Raw genomic sequence first — 19,622 nt, forward strand, 5'->3', positions numbered from 1 at the left:
ACGCCAGCATCCATGCGCCGTCTGGCTGTTGCCGCCCTGCTGCTGATGGCGGCCCTGCCGCTGCTCGCCACAGCGGCGCTGGCACTCGGTGCTGTGTTCGACGCCAGCGCCTGGCGCGCGCTCTGGCAAGACCCACAATGGTTGCGCGCACTGGCCCACAGCCTGTGGACCGGCCTGGCCTCGACCGCGCTCGCCTGGTGGGGTGCCGCTGCGCTGCTCGCACAGGGTTTTGTGCGCCAGTCGCTGGATCGCCTGCTGCGCGGCCTGCCGGTGATGCTGGCCACGCCGCACGCGGCCTTCGCCATCGGGCTGGCGTTTCTGATCGCGCCCAGTGGCTGGCTGCTGCGCGCCGCCTCGCCCTGGCTCACCGGCTTTGAATTTCCCCCTCCCTGGCCGACCACGCAGGACCCCTGGGGCCTGGGCCTGATCGCCGCGCTGACGGCCAAAGAAATCCCCTTCCTGCTCTGGACCGCCGCCACCCAGCTGCAGCGCGACGACCTGCGCCAGCGCTGGCGCGCCGAACACGCGCTGGCGCAGACACTGGGCTACGGCCCGCAACGCGCGCACTGGCGCGTGGTCTGGCCGCAGCTGGCGTCGCGCCTGTTCTGGCCGCTGCTCGCGGTGCTGGCCTACGGCCTCACGGTCGTGGACATGGCGCTGGTCATCGGCCCCGCCTCGCCGCCCACGCTGGCGGTGCTGGCCTGGCAGTGGCTGCAGGACGCCGATCTCGCCACCAACGCGCAGGGCGCGGCGGCGGGGGGCGTGCTCGCGCTGGCGGTGCTGGTGTCGGCCTTGGGATGGCGCGCGCTGCAGGCGGTCGCCGCGCACCGCGCACGCCAGGGCAACGGCGAACGCGGCGCAGTCACCGCCGTGGTCCTCGGCACACCCGCGGCACTGTGGCTGCTCGCTGCCCTCTACGCCGCCAACCTGCTGGCCCTCGCCGTCGGCAGCATCGCTGGCGTCTGGCCCTTCCCCACGATCTGGCCCGAGGCCTTGACGGGCCAGGCCTGGCACAGCGTCTGGGCCAGCCGCAGCACCCTCAGCACCACGCTGGTCCTCGCGCTCGCGTCCGCGGCGCTGGCGCTGGCCTGGTGCGTGGCCTGGCTCGAACTCGCCCCGCGCCACTGGGACGTTGCCCTGCGCCCCCTGCTCTACCTGCCGCTGGTGCTGCCCGCCGTGTTGTGGGTGGTGGGCCTGTACAGCCTGGCGCTGTGGTTGCGGCTCGAAGGCCGGTGGAGCGGCCTGCTGCTGGCGCACACCGCGATGGTGCTTCCCTATGTGCTGCTTTCGCTCTCGCCCGCCTACCTCGGCTTTGACCCGCGTTACGCGGCGCTGGCCGCCAGCCTGGGCCACGGGCGCTGGCGCTTCCTGTTTCGAGTGAAGTGGCTGCTGCTGCGCCGAGCACTGGCCGCCAGCGCCGCCGTGGGCTTCGCGGTCAGCGTGGCGCAGTACCTGCCGACACTCTACGTGGGTGCCGGCCGCTTCTCCAGCGTCACCACCGAAGCCGTCACGCTCGCGGCCGGTGCGCAGCGCTCGCTCACCAGCGCGTATGCGGGCCTGCAGTTCCTGCTGCCGGTACTCGCTTTCGCGTTCGCCGCCTGGGTTGGCCGACCGCGCCGCTTTAAAGTCACCACCCCATGACACTCTCGATCCACATCGCCACCCTGGGCAGCGCGCAAGGCACGCTGGTGCAGGACCTGCGCTTCGAGGTGCGACCGGGCCAGATCCTCACGCTCATGGGCGCCAGCGGCAGCGGCAAAAGCTCGGTGCTCGCGGCCATCGCCGGCACGCTGGGCAGCGTGGCCGAAGGCGCGCAGGCGCTGCGCTTCACGGGCACGATCCGACTCAACGGAGAAGACATCACCCATCAGGCCACCGCGCAACGCGGTATCGGCCTGCTGTTCCAGGACGCCCTGCTCTTCGCGCACATGACCGTGGCCGAGAACCTGCTGTTCGCTGTGCCGCCCGGCCCGCGCGCGCAGCGCTTGGCCCAGGTGCAACAGGCACTGGAAGAAGCAGACCTGCAAGGCTACGGCGAGCGCGACCCGGCCACGCTCTCAGGCGGTCAGCGCGCGCGCGTCGCGCTCATGCGCGCCCTGCTAGCGGCGCCGAAGGCGTTGCTGCTCGACGAGCCGTTTTCCAAGCTCGACGCCGCGCTGCGCGACCAGTTTCGCGCTTTTGTTTTCGAGCACATCCGCGCACGCCACATCCCCGCCGTGCTGGTGACGCACGATGCGGCCGACATCGCCGACCCGGCCCTGGTCGTGGAGCTGGCCCATGCTGGATAAGGCCGTGCAGCAGGCGCTGCGCCCGCTCATGACGCGGGCCGCGCGCGGCCTCGTGCGCCTGGGTATCGGGGCCGACGCGATCAGCGTCGCCGGTTTCGCCATCGGCATGGCCGCGGCGACCGCCATCGCCTTCCAGTGGTACCTGCCGGGCCTGGCGCTGCTGCTGCTCTCGCGCCTGATGGACGGGCTGGACGGCGCCGTGGCCCGCGCCACCCAGCCCACGGACCGCGGCGGTTTTCTCGACATCACGCTCGATTTCCTGTTCTACGCCGCCATCCCGCTGGCCTTCGCCATCGCCAACCCGGCCGCGAACGCCCTGCCCGCCGCCGTGCTGCTGGCCGCCTTCATGGGCACCGGCAGCAGTTTCCTCGCCTTCGCCGCCGTGGCCGAGAAGCGGCAGCTGCAGTCGGTGGCGTTCCCGGACAAGAGCTTCTATTTCCTCGGCGGGCTGACCGAAGCGACGGAGACCATCACCGCCTTCGCCGCCATGTGCCTGTGGCCGGCGCGGTTCCCCCAGATCGCCTGCGGGTTTGCGGTGCTGTGCGGCATCACCATCGTGTTGCGCATCGGCTGGGGCTGGCAGCGGTTCCGCTGAGCCCATCCGACCCATCCCGGGCCCGGGGTGGGCGCACCGAATCCAGGCCGCAGCGCCGCGCAGCGTTGCCGTAAACTCCCCGCGAGGTCCACACTGGCCACCCCGTGGCGCGGCGGACAGGGACCCTTGTGCGGAGGCACTGCGTATGAACACCCTGCTGGAGAACAAGACATGAAGGGCGTGATGGGCTTTCTGGAGAAGGCGGGGCTGGTCCGCATGGACACGTCCCACGACAGCGTGGAGCCTCCTCCTGCGCCCAGCCCGGCCACGCCGGCGGAACCCGCCTCCACGGCACCGCCCGAAGCCGCGATGCCGGTCGTCGGCACCCCCCTGAAACTCGACGAGATCTACGCCAAGGCGGGTGTGCCCGCCTCGCTATACCCCGCCGAGCGCCTGCTGCGGTTGATCGAGGGCCTGAGTGCGATGGACCCCGGCACCCGGCTGATGGCCATCCAGGCCATGGACGCGGCCGACGAGTCCTGGACCATCGACGACCCGCTGGCCGACGCGCAGGCCAAGGCCCAGGCGCTGTCCCTGCACGCCGAGCTGCTGCAGCTCAACCTGCAGGCGCTGGAACGCGACACGCTGGCGCGCATCGAGGCCGCCACCGCCAAACGCGAAAAAGTCGTGGGCGACATCCGCCAGCAGATGTCTGAGCTTGACGCCCTGATGAACCGCGAGGTGGCCCGGGCCGCCCAGGACATCGCGAACCAGGAAGCCCAGCTCCAGGCCGCCCGGGAACACATCACCGGACAGCTCGCCAGCCTGTCGCAACTCGGCCAGCAGTTGCAAAACCTCTCGGCGCAGTTCGGTGCGCCCGTCGCCGCCCCCAAGGAATGACCCCATGGCCAGCCTGACTCCCCTTTCCAAAGGCCTGATCGGCCTCGCCGTGATCGGCGCCATGGCCTCGGCCGTGTGGAACTTCGCGCTCAAGGACGGCTTCGGCCCCGCAGCGCCCGCGCCAGCGTCCACCGCGACCATCACCAGCCCGTCCACCACGGAACCGCCCGCCAGCAGCGTGGTCTCGACGCCGCCGAACACGCCACCGGCCCCCAGCGAAGCGCCCGCCGCCGTGGGCAACAGCGGCGGCGGCCTGTCCCCAGCCGAACACGCCGCGCAAGGTCGCCAGCTCATGGAAAGCGGCGACTTCGCGCAGGCCCGTGGGCACCTGGAGCAGGCGGTGAAGGGCGGCGACGCCGGTGCGGCCTGCCACCTGGGTGAGATGACGCTCAAGGGCCAGGGCGGCATCACCCCCGACCAGGACGCCGCCGCCAAACTGTTCCAGCTGGCCCAGTCCCGCAACACCATCTGTTTCGCGCCCGGCCAGTGAGCCCTCGCGCCGTCTGATTCAAAGGATTCCCATGAACCTCCGTCCCATCGCTCTCGCCGCCGCCCTGCTGGGTGGTCTCTGGCTGTCGAGCGCCGCCCAGGCCCAGGGCTTCGTCTTCGGCACCGCCGAACCCAAGGCGGCACCCGCCGTTCCCGCCGGGGCACGCAACGCCAAGGTGGAATCGGCCCAGCGCCTGCTGGCCCGCCTCGGCCTGCTGCGTGAAACGCCCTCGGGCACGCTGACCCCGGCCACGCTGGACGCCATGCGCGCCTTCGCCGCGCGCACCGGCACGGCGCCCGCCAGCGAGGTCAACGACGCGTTACTCAACGCCATCCGCCGCCACATCTGGACCAGCCAGAACTGGTCCAGCGGCAACTACAAGGGCAAAGAGAAGATCGTGGACGCGGTGGGCCTGCGCGAGGCGCAGATCCTGCTGGGCAAGCTGGGCTTCAACGCCGGCCCGCTGGACGGCACCTTCGGCCCTCAGACGCAGGTCGCCACCGAGGCCTTCCAGGAATCGCAGGGCGTGAGCGTGGACGGCCTGATCACCTCGACCGTGCTGATGAACCTGCGCCGCGCGGTGAACGGTGCGGGCGCTGGCGCCAAGGAAACGGTGCGCGTGCTCAACTGGCCCGACTACATCGAGCCCAGCGTGCTGCAGGACTTCGAGAAAGAATTCAACATCCGCGTGGTCTACGACATCTTCGCGGACAACGACGACCTGCAGGCCCGCCTGGGCGCGGCGGGCACGCCCTACGACGTGGTGTTCCCGACCGCCAACGCCGTGCCCGGCATGGCGGCCAAGGGCCTGCTCGGCAAGCTGGACAAAGCCAGCCTGAAAAACATCAGCAACATCGACCCGCGCGTGGACGCGACCCTGCGCGCCTGGGACAAGGACGGCGCCTACAGCCTGCCCTACATGTGGTACACGGTCGGCATCGCCTGGAACCCCAAGCTCACCAGCAAGGCCTTCCCCGGCCACACCATGGACGCGCTGGCCACCGTGTTCGACCCGGCCATCGCCAAGCGCTTCCAGTCCTGCGGCATTGGCGTGGTGGATTCGGCCTCCGATGTGCTCCCGCTCGCGGCCATGGCCGGCGGGCAGCCCAAGTGGGCCGGTCGCGCGTCCATCGCGGCCGCCGAGAAGGTGATGGAGCGCCTCGTGGGCACGGTCAAGGTCATCCCCACCGACCAGTTCATCGACTCGCTGGCCAACGGCAAGCTCTGCGTTGCCATCGGCTTCTCGGGCGACGCGGTGCAGGCGCAGGGCAAGTCGCGCGGCGCGGTGGAGTACCGCGTGCCGGCCGACGGTGGCCTGCTCGCCATCGACGCCATGGCCGTGCCGGCCAACGCGAAGAACAAGCGCGCCGCGCACCAGTTCATCGACTACCTGATGCGGCCCCAGGTGATCGCCAAGGTGTCCAATACCGTGGGTTATGCCAACGCCAACCTCAAGGCCGGCGAGTTCATGAGCGCGAGCGTGAAGAGCAACCCGGCCGTGGTGCCCAGCACCACCGCGCTGAGCCGCTCGTCGCCGATCCCGGTGTTGTCCGAACAGGACGAGCAGGAGATCAACCGCATCTGGTCGCGCTTCGCCAAGTGAGAACGCCCGTGAATCAGCGAACGACACCGGCCACACGACCTTGAGCGACAAGCCGTCCTACCTGGGCGCCTTCCTGCGCCACCCGGCCAACCGCACCGCCCTGCTCGCGGCCGGCGTGGTGGCGATCTTTGCATCCATCCCCATGGGCCTCGCGGGCCTGGCGCTGGTCGGTACGCTGGCGGTGGGCACCGAAATCCTCGCGGCGCTGATGGTGCCGAGCCTGCCCTCCTTCAAGGCCTGGGTGGATCGCGAGGCCCACCACCAGAGCCTCAGCCAACGGCGCCAGCTGCTCATCGCCGAGCTGCGCGACCGCGGCGAAACCGACGCCCTAAGCACCTACCAGCACATGTGGGAGCGCGTGCAGGCGCTCTACCAGACGGCGGGCGACCGGCAGACCACCTTGACGCGGCAGGACGTGGAAAAACTCGACACGCTCACCGTGGACTACCTCGGTCTCTGCGCGGTCAACGCCTCGCTGCGCCGCCGCAAGGACCACACCAGCGAAGACCAGGTGAACCGCCGCATCGCCAACGTCGAGGCCCAGTTGCGCAACCCCGCGCTGGGCGACGAAGAGGCGCGGCAGCTGCGCGCCACGCTCGCCGAATACACCGAGGTGCTGAACCGCTCGCGCCGCCTCGCGGTGCGGCGCAGCGCGCTCGAAGCCACGCTGGTCGCCATGCCCGACAAGATGGAAGAGGTGTACCAGCTGGTGATCACCTCGCCCTACGCCACCGACATGGGCAGCAAGCTCGAAGACTCGCTCTCGCGCCTGCGCATCGCCGAAGAGGTGGCCGCCGAGTTCGACGACGCCGATCTCGCCACCTTCGGCCACAAGTCTTCACGCACCAGCGCACCGAACGCGGCCGCCCGCCAGGCCGCGCAACGCCAGAACACCTGAACCACCCCCTCAACATCCCCGCTTTCAACCAGGAGCTTCCCATGGCCAACAACGCAATCTTCGCCCGCCTCGCCAACCTCTGGACCGGCTTCATCTCCCTCTGGGTCTCGGACATCGAGAAAGAGCACCCCGAGATCGCCTACCAGAACGCGATCGCTTCGATGATCCAGAAGTACACCCAGCTCAAGGCGGCCACCGGCGCCATCATCGCGCGCCGCCAGGACATCACCTCGCGCCTGGAAGCGCACGAGCGTGAACTCGCTGCCGTGACCAACGACCTGGAAGCGGCGATGGCCACCAACCAGGACGACCTCGCCGTGGTGCTGATCCAGAAGAAGAACACGCTGGACGCGGCCCTCACCGAACTGCGCGCCGACGCGACCCAGGCCACCGCCGACGCCGACAACGCCAAGGACTCGCTGATCCAGGTGAAGTCCGAGATCGACAAGCTCAAGGCCGAGAAAGAGCGCATGCTGGCGCAGATGCACAGCGCGCAGGCGCGCATCAAGATCCAGGGCCAGCTCGACGGCCTGTCGGTCGACGCCGAGGTGCAGGCGCTGGGCGCCGTGCGTGACCACATCAAGGGCCAGGTGGCGCAGGCCAGCCTGGGCGCCGAGCTGCAGAACTCCGACCTCGACGTGCGCCTCAACAAACTGCGCCAGAGCAGCGGCAGCGTCACGGCCAAGGCCCAGCTCGAAGCCATGAAGCAGGCGCGCGCCGCCGCGCAGGCCGCCCCGACCAAGACGCTCTGAGCGGCCCCGCGCATGAACGCACCCGCATCCCCCCGCCACGAGCTGCCGCGCTGGGCCGAGGTCCTGCGGCAGAAGTACCTGGCGGGCGAAGCGTCCACCTTCGTGCTCTACCGCAACGTCTTCGACAACTACCTGGTCGGCGACCGGCTGCACAACCTCGGTGCCTTCCTGGTCGAGGAACTGTTCAAGGACACCAAGCAGCACGTTTGCGAGGTAAGCCTGGAGCGCGGCATCCGGGTGCTGTCGGGGACCAGCGAAGACAAGCAGCGCGCGCTGTTGCGCCAGCATGAAGAAGGCACCGAGCCCGACCTGCTGGCCTCGCTGCACGCGCTGGAGCAGCGCATGCGCGCACAGCCCTCCACCGCCGTCATCGTGCCCTACGCCGACGCGCTGCTGCCCGCCGGCGACCCGAGCTTCATGGCGCAGACCGACCGCCAAACCTACCTGGTGTTCCACCGCTGGTCGCTGGACCAGACGCTGACCCAGGGCGACAACATCGTGGTGCTGATCACCGAGTCGCTCAACGCGATCAATCCGGGCCTGCTGTCCAACCCCAAGGTCGCGGCGATCGAGATCCCCATGCCCGACCTGCCGCTGCGCAAAAAGGTCATTGGCTTTTTCGCGCCCAAGCTCACCGAACACCAGGTCGAGCTGTTCTCGGAACGCACCAGCGGCCTGCGCACCGTGCAGCTCGCCAACATCCTGGCGGGCTCGAAAGGCCATGGCCTGAGCGAGGCCGAGCGCCGCGCGCTGATCGGCCAGCTGCTCGAAGGCACGCCCGACGCCGCCGCCCGCGCCGACACGCTGGCCACCATCACCGCCGGCATGACGCCCGCCGAAATCACGCGCCTGATCGAACCCGGCAAGACCCTGCCCGAAGGCGATGCGGATCAGGAGGTGCTCAAGGTCATCCACGCGCGCAAGCGCGAGATGATCGAAAAAGAGTGCGCGGGCCTGATCGAGTTCATCGAGCCCAAACACGGTCTCTCGTCGGTGGGCGGGCACGAGCACATCAAGCACGAGCTGATGGCCATCGCCCAGAACCTCAAGGCCGGTGAAACCACGCTGACCCCGATGGGCCTGCTCGCGGTCGGCCCCATGGGCTCGGGCAAGACCTTTGTCATCAAGGCCTTCCTGAAAGAGGCCGGCCTCTCGGCCGTGGCGCTGAAGAACTTCCGCTCCAAGTGGGTCGGCTCCACCGAGGCCAACCTGGAGCGCGTGCTCGCAACCGTCAAGGCCATGGGCCCCATCGCCGTGATCATCGACGAAGGCGACCGCAGCTTTGGCAACGGCGGCGGCGAAGACAGCGACGGCGGCACCAGCTCGCGCGTGATCGCGCGGCTGAAAGAGTTCATGGCCGAGACCGAGAACCGGGGCCAGGTGCTGTTCGTGATGATGACCAACCGGCCCGACAAGCTGGATTCCGACATCAAGCGCCCCGGCCGGCTCGACCGCAAGATCCCGTTCTTCTACTGCGACACGGCGGCCGAGCGCGTGCAGGTGCTGCAGGCCGTGCTCTCGCGCTACGAAGAGCCCTGTGTGGCGAGCATGGAAGAGCTGTTGACCCTGTGCGACACGTTGACCGGCTACTCCAACGCCGACCTCGAGGCGCTGGCGCTGCTGGCCGTGGAGCTGGCGCGCAACCAGACCACGCCGCTGAACGCCGAGGCGCTGAACCAGGCCGCGGCCGACTTCATGCCGCCGCAGGAGCGCGACATGATCGAGTTCATGGAGCTGCTCGCGGTGTCCGAGACCTCGCGCCGCTCGATGCTGCCCAAGCGCTACCGCGACATGGCCATCGCCGACATCCAGAGCAACCTGATCGCCGCCAAACGGCGCGCCCTGACCCGTTGATCCGCTGACCCCCACACCGACAAGGAGACCTTCCATGAACCCGATCCAAGACCAGAACCTGAGCGCCACCCAGGTGATCCAGCTGACCCAGGCCATGTTGTCCGTGGCGCTGGTGGACGGCATCCACCCCGCCGAAGCGGCGCTGATCGGCCAGTTCTACGAGAGCTCGCGCCTGGCCGACATGCCGACCACGGCGGCCATGCTGTCGGGCAACCACGCCTTTGACGCCCAGGCGATGGCCGGCTGCCCTGCCGAGGTGGCCGACACCGTGGTGCTGATGTGCCTGATGACCGGATACGCCGACGGCCACCTGAGCGCCGAAGAGCGCGCGCTGGTGCAGTCGTTCGCCACCGCCCTCAACGTGGACGCCACGCGCTTTGAGGCGCTGCTGGGCCAGGTGCGCGACGAACTCATCGGCGCCCTCTCGCACCTGCCCGACGCCGAGTCGGTCGCCAAGGTGGTGCGCGAACTCACCGCGGGCGGCTGATCCCCCACCGCGGTTCCGCCGGGTCAGTGTGAATGACCCGGTTGATGGCCGTGACCGTCGTCGGCCCCCAGCTCACCGCGCGCCTGGCGCCAGACCTGCCAGCCACCGCGCACCGCCAGGGCCGCCATGAGCATGGCCACCAGCAGGTCGGGCCAGGCGGTGCCGGTGCCGAACACGCCCAGCGCCGCGAGCATCACGGCGATGTTGCCGATGGCGTCGTTGCGGGTGCAGAGCCACACGCTGCGCATGTTGGCGTCGCCCTCGCGAAAGGCGTAGAGCATCCAGGCCACGGCCAGGTTGGCGGTCAGCGCAAGCGCGCCCACCAGGCCCATGGTCATGGCCTCGGGCACCTGGCCACTCCACAGGCTCCAGAGCGCCCTGCCCAGCACAAACAGGCCAAACGCCACCATGCTGAACGCCTTGAGCATGGCGGCGCGCGCGCGCCAGGCCAGCGCCGCCGACAGCACCGCGAGCGACACGCCGTAGTTCAGCGCGTCGCCACCGAAATCGATCGCATCGGCCAGCAGCGAGACCGAGCCCGATCGGTAGCCGGCGGCCAGCTCCACCACCAGCATGGCGGCGTTGACCAGCATCGCGATCCAGAGGATGCGGCGGTAGCGCGGCAGGTTGGTGAGGGCCGCAGGTTTCGGCGTGTCGTGTTCGCAGCAGTGGGCAGACATGGGCGTTCCTTTCGAATGGATTGATTGGAAACCCTGGAGCCGCTACAGTGTCAACACCCTTTTTTCCGAACACAGGCATCCACCATGCGCATCAAGGAACTGAGCCAGGCCACGGGCGTGGACGTGGAGACGATCCGCTTCTATGAAAAAGAGCGCCTGCTGCCCGCGCCCTCGCGCTCCGACAACGGTTACCGAGACTACGCAGGACCGCACCTGGAGCGGCTGTCGTTCATCCGCCACTGCCGCGCGCTCGACATGCCCCTGTCGGACATCAAGCGCCTGCTGGCCTTCGTGGACGACCCGGCGCAGCACTGCCTCGACGTGGACCAGCTGGTGGACGAACAGCTCAGCCGTGTGCGGGCGCGGCTGAAAAGCATGCGCGCGCTGGAGCGGCAGCTGGTGCAGCTGCGCTCGCGCTGCAAGGGCGAACACGAAGGCGGCGAGTGCGGCATCCTGCACGAGCTGGTGGCGGCGGCACACGGCGAGGCCTGCGCCTGCCACCCGGGCTGAGTGCCCCCGGGGAGGCCGTCACATCCGCCGGACCCCGAAGCGCCGCAGCACCGCCTTCTCGATCTCCACCAGCACGAACTTGCCAGCCGCCAGCGCAACGATCAACGCCCACGACGCGGCGTCCAGCGCCGCGGTGCCAAACAACGCCTGCATCGGCGGCGCGTAGGTGAACAGGGCCTGCAGCACCAGCGTGATCCCGCAGGCCCAGACGGCGATGCGGTTGCCGGTCAGCGTCTCCCAGCGCCAGGCGCTGGCGGTGAAGTGGCGCACGTTGAAGAGGTAGAACACCTCGCTCATCACCAGCATGTTGACCACGGCGGTGCGCGCCACGTCGAGCCCGCTGCCGCGGCCGAGTTCCCAGTGGTAGACCCAGAAGGCCGCGCCCATCATGAGCAGGCTCACGTAGACCACGCGCATGAAGAGCAGGCGCGTGATCAGCGGCTCGCTCGCCGGCCGCGGCGGCCGCTGCATCACGCCGTCCTCCGCGGGCTCAAAGGCGAGCGCCATGTCGAGCGTGATGCTGGTGACCATGTTGACCCAGAGGATCTGCGCGGCCGTGACGGGCATGGCCAGGCCGGCGAACACGGCGATCAGGATCAGGCCCGCCTCGCCGCCGTTGGTGGGCAGGATGAACAGCAGCGATTTCTTGATGTTGTCGAACACCGTGCGGCCTTCGCGCACCGCGCCCGCGATGGTCGCGAAGTTGTCGTCGGTGAGCACCAGGTCGGCCGCTTCGCGCGCGGCGTCGGTGCCGCGCTGGCCCATGGCCACGCCGATGTCGGCGGTCTTGAGCGCGGGGGCGTCGTTCACGCCATCGCCGGTCATGGCCACGAGCTGCCCGCCGGCCTGCAGGTTGGCCACCAGGCGCAGCTTGTGCTCGGGGCTGGCGCGGGCGATCACGTCGGTCTGCGCCAGGCGCGCGCTCAGGGCCGCGTCGTCCAGCGTGTCGATTTCGGCGCCGCTGATCGGATGACCGTCGCGCAGGCCCAGGCTGGCGCCGATGGCGGCAGCGGTGGTGGCGTGGTCGCCGGTGATCATGACCACCCTCACACCGGCCGCCTGGCATTCGGCCACCGCGGTCACGGCCTCGGGGCGCGGCGGGTCCATCAGACCCACCAGGCCGAGCAGGGTGAAACGCGGCGTGATGTCGCTGGTGGCCAGCTCGCGCGTGCCGGCGGGCAGCTCGCATTCGGCGAGCGCGAGCATCCGCTGCCCTTCCCCGGCGGCCTCGTCCATGCGCGCCTGCCACGCGGCCTGCTCCAGCGGCTGCTCTGCCGCACCGTGCACACACAGCGCGAGCACGCGCTCGGGCGCCCCCTTGAGCAGCGCGAAAGCGCGGCCCGCGTGGTCGTGGTGCAGCGTGGCCATGTAGCGGTGCTCGGACTCGAACGGGATGCTGTCGATGCGCGGCGTGCGCGCAGCCTCCTGCGCGGGGTCCAGCCCCGCCTTGCGTGCGAGCGCGAGCAGCGCACCCTCGGTGGGGTCACCGGCCAGCGCCCAGCCGCCGGCTTCGCTGTGGTGCAGCTGCGCGTCGTTGCACAGCAGGGCGCAGCGCGCGAGGCGCATCACGCCGCCGTCCCGTTCAGCGTCGATGGCCTGGCCGTCCACATGGAAACCGCCCTCGGGCGCGTAGCCGGCGCCACTCACGTCCACGCGCTGGCCGGGCAGCAGCAGACGCACGGCGGTCATTTCATTCTTGGTGAGCGTGCCGGTCTTGTCGGTGCAGATCACGCCGACCGAGCCCAGCGTTTCCACCGCCGGCAGGCGCCGCACGATGGCGCGCTGGCGGGCCATGGCGGCGGTGCCGATGGCCAGCGTGATGGTGACGATGGCGGGCAGGCCTTCGGGGATGGCGGCCACGGCCAGGCCGACCACGGCGAGAAAGATGTCCAGCGCCGGCAGGCCACCCACGCGGCTGCCCCACAGGAAGGTGGCCACGCTCACCAGCAGGATGAACAAGGTGATCTGGCGCGCGAACTGGTCGAGCCGGCGCGTGAGCGGCGTGGCCAGGGACTGCACCCCGGACACCAGGCGCCCGATGCGACCGATCTCGGTGTGCCCGGCGGTGGCGACCACCAGGCCCGTGCCCTGCCCCACCGCCACCACCGTGCCGGCGTAGGCCATGTCGCACCGCTCGGCCAGCGGGGCGACGGCGGCCACCGGAGCGGGGTCCTTGTCCACCGGGACCGACTCGCCGGTGAGCGCGGCTTCGTCGATGCGCAGGTTCTTGGTCGTGAGCAGCCGCAGGTCGGCCGGCACGCGGGTGCCGGACTCGATCAGCACCACGTCGCCGGGCACCAGATCGGCGGCATCGATTTCGTGTCGCTCGCCGTCGCGCAGCACCATGGCGCGGCTGGCCAGCATGGCGTGCACGGCTTCGAGCGCACGCTCGGCCTTGCCCTCCTGGATGAAGCCGATCACCGCGTTGATGAGCACCACGCCGAAGATCACCGCCGCGTCGAGGTGGTCGCCCAGCCAGACGGTGGTGGCCGCGGCCACCAGCAGGGTGTAGATCAGCAGGTTGTGGAACTGCCTGGCGAAGCGGCGCAGCCAGCCGGGGCGCGGTGCGGCAGCGAGGCGATTGGGGCCGTGCCGGGACAGGCGCTCGCGGGCCTCGGCGCCGGACAGGCCGGTCTCGGCGGTCGAGAGCTGCCGCAGCGCGACGGCCGTCTCCAGGGCGTGCCAGGTGTCGGAGGGGATCGGATCGCTGTTCATGGAACGACCATACCCGAGCGCCGTGACGCGGGCCACCGCCTGGATCAAACGGAGCGCGAATGTGCGACCGCGGGGCGCTGCGCCCAGAGCAGGCGGTGGTGGTCGAAGCCGGCCTCCAGCGTGGGTTTGACCACCTGGAAATAGGGCGACACATCGAAGTCCCGCGGCGCATACAGGCTGTGATGCCGCACATGCAGGATCTGGCGCACGCAGTCTTCGCAGTCCGGGTCGTTGAGCACCGCGTCTTCCACGATGGGCAGGATGGGGTAGTTCACCGCGTCGAAGGCCTGGGCGATCAGTGTCGAGCAGATGGCGCGCGTCGGGTCGCCGCTGCCCAGCGCGAGCATGCGGCGGCGCCAGCCGCTGGGCACGGGAGGGATGGGCAGCAGGTACCGCGCCAGATCGACGATGTTCTTCAGGTCGTAGCAGTGACCGATGCGCCGCACCGCGTAAGCGCACACGGCCAGGATTTCGCTCCCGGTGAGGCTGGCGGGCCGGCAGATGCGGCAGTGGCGCCCGATGAAGGCCGAGAGTGGCACCGCGCGCACGCCGTCGCGCATGTCGGCTTCGACCACGCTGCAACGCTCGCCCTCCACGGTCTGCGAACCGATCGGCCCGACGTAGAGCGCCGCGTGCGACCAAGTGGATTGGGTGAGGTACTTGATCGCGGTGCTCACGCGCGAGGTGCCCTCGACCAGGATCACATCGGCCGGGCGCAGTGCCGCGGCCAGCAGGTGCGGGTCGGTCGGGAATCCGATGGACGCCGCGTGGCCAGGCTGCGACAGGTAGCGCGCCAGCGCGCGCCCGACGGTTTGTCTGAACATGGTGATGTCGCCCCGGTGTAAGAATGTCGCAGCTTCGGCGACTCAACAACAACGCAGAAAAGGAATGGTCGTGAGCATCCGGAAGATCTTGCTGCTTTTGGTGGTCCTGCTGGGCATTGTGGCGTTCTTCGCCTTCGGCCTGAATCGCTACTTCAGCCTGGCGTTCCTGAAAGAGAGCCAGGCCTCCTTCGCCACCTTGCGCGAGACGCAGCCGCTGCAGCTGGCGCTGGGCTTCTTCCTGGTCTACGTCGCGGTCACCGCGCTCTCGCTGCCCGGCGCCACCATCGTCACGCTGGCCGGCGGCGCCATCTTCGGCCTGGGCTGGGGATTGTTGATCGTGTCGTTCGCCTCCAGCATCGGCGCGACGATGGCCTTTCTGACCGCACGTTTCCTGCTGCGCGAACCGGTGCAAAGCCGCTTCGGCCAGCGCCTGGCCGACATGGACAAGGGCATCGAGAAAGACGGCGCGTTCTACCTGTTCACGCTGCGCCTGATCCCGGTGGTGCCCTTCTTCGTGATCAACCTGCTGATGGGCCTGACGAAGATGAAGGCCTGGACCTTTTACTGGGTGAGCCAGCTCGGCATGCTGGCGGGCACCGCGGTCTACGTGAACGCGGGCACGCAGCTCGGCCAGCTCGACTCGCTCCAGGGCATCCTGAGCCCCGGCCTGCTGGGCAGCTTCGTGCTGCTGGGCCTGTTCCCGCTGATCGCGCGCAAGATCGTCGAGGCGGTGCAGAAGCGCAAGGTGTATGCGAAGTGGGCCAGCGTTCGCCCGGCCAAGTTCGACCGCAACCTGATCGTGATCGGCGCGGGCGCGGGCGGCCTGGTCTCGGCCTACATCGCCGCCGCGGTGAAGGCCAGGGTGACGCTGATCGAAGCCCACAAGATGGGCGGCGACTGCCTGAACTACGGCTGCGTGCCGAGCAAGGCGCTGATCAAGAGCGCCAGGCTGGCGCACCAGATGCGCCACGGCACGAACTACGGCCTGAACGACGCCACGCCCACATTCAGCTTCAAGGCGGTGATGCAGCGCATCCACGATGTGATCAAAGCCATCGAGCCGCACGACAGCGTGGAGCGCTACACCGGGCTGGGCGTGGAGGTGCTGCAGGGCCACGCGAAGCTGGTGAACCCCTGGACGGTGGAGGTGGCGCTGAACGGCGGCGGCACGCAGACGCTCACCGCGCGCAGCATCGTGATCGCGACCGGCGCGCGGCCTTTCGTGCCGCCGCTGCCCGGCCTGGACGCGGTGGGCTGCGTCACCAGCGACACGCTGTGGGACGCTTTTGCAAAGCTCGACGAGGTGCCGAAGCGGCTCGTGGTGCTCGGCGGTGGCCCCATCGGCTGCGAGCTGGCGCAGAGCTTTGCGCGGCTGGGTTCGCAGGTGACGCAGGTGGAGATGGCGCCGCGCCTCATGATCCGCGAGGACGAAGAAGTCTCCGCGCTCGCCCGGGCCTCGCTGGAAGCCGATGGCGTGGCCGTGCTGACCGGCCACAAGGCGCTGCGCTGCGAGGTGGTGGACGGCGAGAAGACCCTGGTGGTGGAACACGCGGGCGCAGAAAAGCGCATGGCGTTCGACCAGCTGCTCTGCGCCGTCGGGCGCGTGGCGCGCCTGACCGGCTACGGGCTGGAAGACCTGGGCATCCCGACCAACAAGACCGTCGAGACCAATCAGTACCTGCAGACCCTCTACCCCAACATCTACGCTGCGGGCGACGTGGCCGGGCCCTACCAGTTCACCCACGTGGCCGCGCACCAGGCCTGGTACGCGGCGGTGAACGCGCTGTTCGGTGACTTCAAGAAATTCAAGGCCGATTACAGCGTGATCCCCTGGGCGACCTTCATCGACCCCGAGGTGGCGCGCGTGGGCCTGAACGAGCAGGAAGCGAAGGAAAAGAACATCGCCTACGAGGTGACGAAGTACGGCATTGACGACCTCGACCGGGCCATCGCCGACAGCGAAGCCCGTGGCTTCGTGAAGGTGCTCACGGTGCCGGGCAAGGACACGATCCTGGGCGTGACCCTCGTCGGCACGCACGCGGGCGACCTGCTGGCCGAGTACGTGATGGCCATGAAACACGGCCTGGGCCTGAACAAGATCCTGGGCACCATCCACACCTACCCCACGCTGGCCGAGGCCAACAAGTACGCGGCCGGCGAATGGAAACGCGCGCACCAGCCCGAGCGGCTGCTGGCCTGGTTGAAGAAGTTCCACGACTGGAAACGCGGCTGAGGATGGAACCTCGACCTCGCGCACCGGGTCCACACACCATGACCACCCGCCGCCAACTCTTCACCCTGTTCGCGGCCGTCGCTGTCGCGCCGCTGGCGGCCCGCGCACAGAACCAGGCCCCAGGCGCCTTCGACCACACCTACGCCGCCTGGGACGCCCTGCTGAAAAAACACGTGCGCTGGCTGCCCGACGGCAAACAGTCGCGCGCCAATTACAAAGGCTTGGCCGCCGACCGTGCCGCGCTGAAGGCCGTGCTCGACAGCCTGAGCGCCGTGCCCAGGGCCACGTTCGACGGCTGGAGCCGGCCGCAGCAGATGGCCTTCCTGATCAACGCCTACAACGCCTTCACCGTCGAGCTGATCCTGACGAAGTACCCGGACCTCCAATCCATCAAGGACCTGGGCAACCTGATCCAGTCGGCCTGGAAGAAGAAATTTTTCACGCTGCTCGGCGAAGCGCGCCACCTCGACTGGATCGAACACGAGCAGCTGCGCCCGCGCTACAACGAGCCGCGCGTGCACGCGGCGGTCAACTGCGCCAGCATCGGCTGCCCGGCGCTGCGCGACGAGGCCTTCACCGCCGCGAAGCTGGAGGCCCAGCTCGACGACGGCATGCGCCGCTTCATGGGCGACCGCACGCGCAACAGCGTCAAGGGCAACCAGGTCGAGGTCAGCAGCATCTTCAAGTGGTTCAGGGAAGACTTCGAGAAGGGCCACGGCGGCTTCAACCAGGTGCAAGACGTGTTCGCGACCTACGCCGAGCAGCTGAGCGACCAGCCCGCCGAGCGGGCCGCCCTGAAAGCGAAGTCGCTGGGCGTGAGCCACCTCGACTACGACTGGTCGCTGAACGACACAGGTCGCTGAACCATGCGCCGCCTGCTGGCACTGAGCGCGCTGATCCCGCTGGCCGTGGGCGCGCAGACGCTGCCGCCGCTGCTGCAGGCCGACGGCGCGCTCAACCCGGCCTGGCGTTTCGTCGGTTTCCCGAAGAGACAGGCCGACCTGCCAGCCACGCGGTTCAGCGCCGGGCGGGTGGACGGCCAGCCCGCCCTCCAGGTGGTCACCGCGTCGTCCTACGGCAGCCTGGTGCACGACCTGAAAGGCGCACCACCCGCCCGCCTGCGGTGGCGCTGGCGGCTGGACCAGCCGCTCACGGGCGGCCAGACACCGCCCGACCTGACCACCAAGGCCGGCGACGACGCCGCGCTCAAGGTGTGCGTGATGTTCGACCACCCGCTGGAGCGCGTGCCTTTCGTCGAGCGCACCGTGCTGCGGATGGCGCGCAGCGTCAGCGGCGAGCCCCTGCCCGCGGCCACGCTCTGCTACGTCTGGGACAGCGGCCACGCCGCCGGCCGGCAGGGCGACAACCCCTACTCGCGCCGTGTGCGCTACCTCAGCCTGCGCGGCAGCGAAACGCCGGCGAGCCAATGGGTCGCTGAAGACCGCGACGTGGCGCGAGACTTCATCACCCTGTTTGCCGACGAACTGCCGCAGGGCGCGCAGACCCCGCTCACGGGTGTTCCGAAGGTCGGCACCGTGCTGATCGGCGCCGACAGCGACAACACCGCCAGCCGCAGCAGCGGCTGGGTCGCCGACCTGGGTTGGGGCCCCGCCGGCCCCTGAAGTCACAACCCGTAACATCGGTGCCCATGCACCACGGAATCAAGAAGCTCCTCCTGCTCGGCACCGGCCATGCCCATCTGCAGGTGCTGACCCGCCTGGCGCAGAACCGCCCCGCCGACCTCGACGTCACCGTCCTCACCCCCTACCCCCACCACACCCTCAGCGGCATGGTGCCGGGCCTGGTCGCGGGCCGCTACAGCGCCGAGGACTGCCAGATTCCCCTGGAGCCGCTGGTGAAGGCCGCCGGGGCCCGGTGGGTGCAAGGTCGCTGCACCGCGCTCGACGCGGCCCGGCAGACCGTGGTGGTCAGCCCCACCAGCAAGGGCCAGGCGGTGCCGTCCGAGCTGCCCTACCACCTGCTGTCGGTCGACACCGGCGCCGTCTTCGACCGCACCCGGCTGGAGGCCGACATGCCGGGCGCCTCGACACACGCGCTGATGGTGCACCCCGTCGAGGTCTTCGCGACGCTCTGGCCCCAGGTGATGGAGCGGGCGGTGAACCGGCCGCTCTCCATCGCGGTGGTCGGCGCCGGGGCGGCCGGTCTCGAACTGCTGTTCGCGGCCGAACAGTGCCTGCGCCTGCACGGCGCCGCGGGGGCGCGTTTCACGCTCATCACCGGCGGCACCGAGCCTGCGGCAGATCACCCCCGGGGGGTTCAGCGGCGCGTGCTGCGCCGCCTGAAAGCGCTGGGCATCACCGTGCTGCGCGACACCTGCGTGGGCATGGACCATGGCGTGGTGCGGCTGGGCGGCGGTTCCGAGCTGGCCTGCGACCTGCCCCTGCTCGCCATCGGCACCCACGCCCCTGCTTGGCTGCCAGGCAGCGGGCTGGCCCTGTGCGAGGCCGGGCACGTGCTCGTCAACGACCGCCAGCAGAGCACCAGCCACCCCAACGTGTTCGCGGCCGGCGACGTGGCCACCCGGGCCGACGCGCCGCACCCCAGGAGCGGCGTCCACGCGCTGCGCGCCGGCCCGACCCTCGCGGCCAACCTGCTGGCCGCCCACGAAGGCAGCGCGCTCAAGCCCCACCACCCACCCAAGAACACGCTCAGCCTCCTGTCCTGCGGCGCGGGCCACGCCATCGCCAGCTGGGGCCCGCTGCACGCCGAAGGCGCCTGGGCCTGGGCGTGGAAAGACCGGATGGATCGGACGTTCGTGGCGAAGTACACGGTGACGGTAGGGTGAACCGCTACGGGCATCCGACGTGTTGTCGTTTAATTTAAGGAGAGGGG

At 69.6% G+C, this 19,622-nt stretch carries 18 protein-coding genes; 15 read left to right on the forward strand and 3 right to left on the reverse strand.

Annotated elements, in window-relative coordinates; genetic code table 11:
* Window positions 1–12: 12 nt before the first annotated feature.
* From IV088_RS22690 to IV088_RS22735, 10 genes are all read left to right on the forward strand, one after another.
* Window positions 13–1,641: an ABC transporter permease gene (locus tag IV088_RS22690; protein ID WP_291106479.1), complete on the forward strand. Its 1,629-nt coding sequence runs from the start codon at window positions 13–15 to the stop codon at window positions 1,639–1,641.
* Entirely contained in the window at window positions 1,638–2,288 is a 651-nt protein-coding gene (locus IV088_RS22695) for an ATP-binding cassette domain-containing protein (protein ID WP_291106480.1), read from the forward strand. The genes IV088_RS22690 and IV088_RS22695 overlap by 4 nt, the downstream gene beginning before the upstream one ends.
* Window positions 2,278–2,883 carry a CDP-alcohol phosphatidyltransferase family protein gene (locus tag IV088_RS22700; protein ID WP_291106482.1) on the forward strand — a complete coding sequence of 202 codons (606 nt, stop codon included), beginning with the start codon at window positions 2,278–2,280 and terminating at the stop codon, window positions 2,881–2,883. The genes IV088_RS22695 and IV088_RS22700 overlap by 11 nt, the downstream gene beginning before the upstream one ends.
* 171 nt (window positions 2,884–3,054) lie before the next feature.
* Window positions 3,055–3,723, forward strand: coding sequence for a methyl-accepting chemotaxis protein (locus IV088_RS22705; RefSeq protein WP_291106484.1), 669 nt, complete (start codon window positions 3,055–3,057; stop codon window positions 3,721–3,723).
* Window positions 3,724–3,727: 4 nt separating this feature from the next.
* On the forward strand, window positions 3,728–4,213 hold the full coding sequence (locus tag IV088_RS22710; RefSeq protein WP_291106486.1) for a hypothetical protein: 486 nt from the start codon (window positions 3,728–3,730) through the stop codon (window positions 4,211–4,213).
* A gap of 31 nt (window positions 4,214–4,244) precedes the next feature.
* Window positions 4,245–5,816, forward strand: a complete 1,572-nt coding sequence (locus IV088_RS22715) for an extracellular solute-binding protein (RefSeq protein ID WP_291106488.1) — start codon at window positions 4,245–4,247, stop codon at window positions 5,814–5,816.
* Between the two features lie 40 nt (window positions 5,817–5,856).
* The gene (locus tag IV088_RS22720; RefSeq protein WP_291106490.1) at window positions 5,857–6,714 is read left to right on the forward strand and encodes a hypothetical protein; all 858 of its coding nucleotides are present in this window, start codon (window positions 5,857–5,859) and stop codon (window positions 6,712–6,714) included.
* A gap of 41 nt (window positions 6,715–6,755) precedes the next feature.
* A complete protein-coding gene (locus tag IV088_RS22725; RefSeq protein WP_291106492.1) occupies window positions 6,756–7,466 on the forward strand; it encodes a PspA/IM30 family protein in 711 nt (236 codons plus the stop codon).
* Window positions 7,467–7,478: 12 nt separating this feature from the next.
* Window positions 7,479–9,320 carry an ATP-binding protein gene (locus IV088_RS22730; protein ID WP_291106494.1) on the forward strand — a complete coding sequence of 614 codons (1,842 nt, stop codon included), beginning with the start codon at window positions 7,479–7,481 and terminating at the stop codon, window positions 9,318–9,320.
* Between the two features lie 34 nt (window positions 9,321–9,354).
* Window positions 9,355–9,807 carry a TerB family tellurite resistance protein gene (locus IV088_RS22735; protein ID WP_291106496.1) on the forward strand — a complete coding sequence of 151 codons (453 nt, stop codon included), beginning with the start codon at window positions 9,355–9,357 and terminating at the stop codon, window positions 9,805–9,807.
* A 23-nt stretch (window positions 9,808–9,830) separates the two neighbouring features.
* Here the strand turns inward: IV088_RS22735 and IV088_RS22740 are convergent, their stop codons facing one another.
* The gene (locus IV088_RS22740) at window positions 9,831–10,487 is read right to left on the reverse strand and encodes a cation transporter (RefSeq protein WP_291106499.1); all 657 of its coding nucleotides are present in this window, start codon (window positions 10,485–10,487) and stop codon (window positions 9,831–9,833) included.
* A gap of 84 nt (window positions 10,488–10,571) precedes the next feature.
* Between IV088_RS22740 and cadR the strand changes: the two genes are divergently transcribed.
* Window positions 10,572–10,997, forward strand: a complete 426-nt coding sequence (gene cadR, locus IV088_RS22745) for a Cd(II)/Pb(II)-responsive transcriptional regulator (protein ID WP_291106501.1) — start codon at window positions 10,572–10,574, stop codon at window positions 10,995–10,997.
* Window positions 10,998–11,015: 18 nt separating this feature from the next.
* Here cadR and IV088_RS22750 read toward each other — a convergent pair whose 3' ends face one another.
* Together IV088_RS22750 and IV088_RS22755 are read right to left on the reverse strand one after the other, a co-directional pair.
* Window positions 11,016–13,712 carry an HAD-IC family P-type ATPase gene (locus IV088_RS22750; RefSeq protein WP_291106503.1) on the reverse strand — a complete coding sequence of 899 codons (2,697 nt, stop codon included), beginning with the start codon at window positions 13,710–13,712 and terminating at the stop codon, window positions 11,016–11,018.
* A gap of 44 nt (window positions 13,713–13,756) precedes the next feature.
* Window positions 13,757–14,536 (reverse strand): YiiX/YebB-like N1pC/P60 family cysteine hydrolase, encoded by a 780-nt coding sequence (locus tag IV088_RS22755; RefSeq protein ID WP_291106505.1) that lies wholly within the window; start codon window positions 14,534–14,536, stop codon window positions 13,757–13,759.
* Between the two features lie 64 nt (window positions 14,537–14,600).
* Between IV088_RS22755 and IV088_RS22760 the strand changes: the two genes are divergently transcribed.
* The 4 genes from IV088_RS22760 to IV088_RS22775 are packed head-to-tail and all read left to right on the forward strand — an operon-like array spanning window position 14,601 to window position 19,575.
* On the forward strand, window positions 14,601–16,769 hold the full coding sequence (locus IV088_RS22760; protein ID WP_291106507.1) for an FAD-dependent oxidoreductase: 2,169 nt from the start codon (window positions 14,601–14,603) through the stop codon (window positions 16,767–16,769).
* Window positions 16,770–16,807: 38 nt separating this feature from the next.
* Window positions 16,808–17,632 carry a DUF547 domain-containing protein gene (locus IV088_RS22765; protein ID WP_291106508.1) on the forward strand — a complete coding sequence of 275 codons (825 nt, stop codon included), beginning with the start codon at window positions 16,808–16,810 and terminating at the stop codon, window positions 17,630–17,632.
* A 3-nt stretch (window positions 17,633–17,635) separates the two neighbouring features.
* Window positions 17,636–18,391: a DUF3047 domain-containing protein gene (locus tag IV088_RS22770; protein ID WP_291106510.1), complete on the forward strand. Its 756-nt coding sequence runs from the start codon at window positions 17,636–17,638 to the stop codon at window positions 18,389–18,391.
* A gap of 26 nt (window positions 18,392–18,417) precedes the next feature.
* A complete protein-coding gene (locus tag IV088_RS22775) occupies window positions 18,418–19,575 on the forward strand; it encodes an FAD-dependent oxidoreductase (RefSeq protein ID WP_291106512.1) in 1,158 nt (385 codons plus the stop codon).
* Window positions 19,576–19,622: the final 47 nt, after the last annotated feature.

The sequence above is a fragment of the Hydrogenophaga sp. genome (genome assembly GCF_018780075.1).
GTDB lineage: Bacteria > Pseudomonadota > Gammaproteobacteria > Burkholderiales > Burkholderiaceae_C > Hydrogenophaga.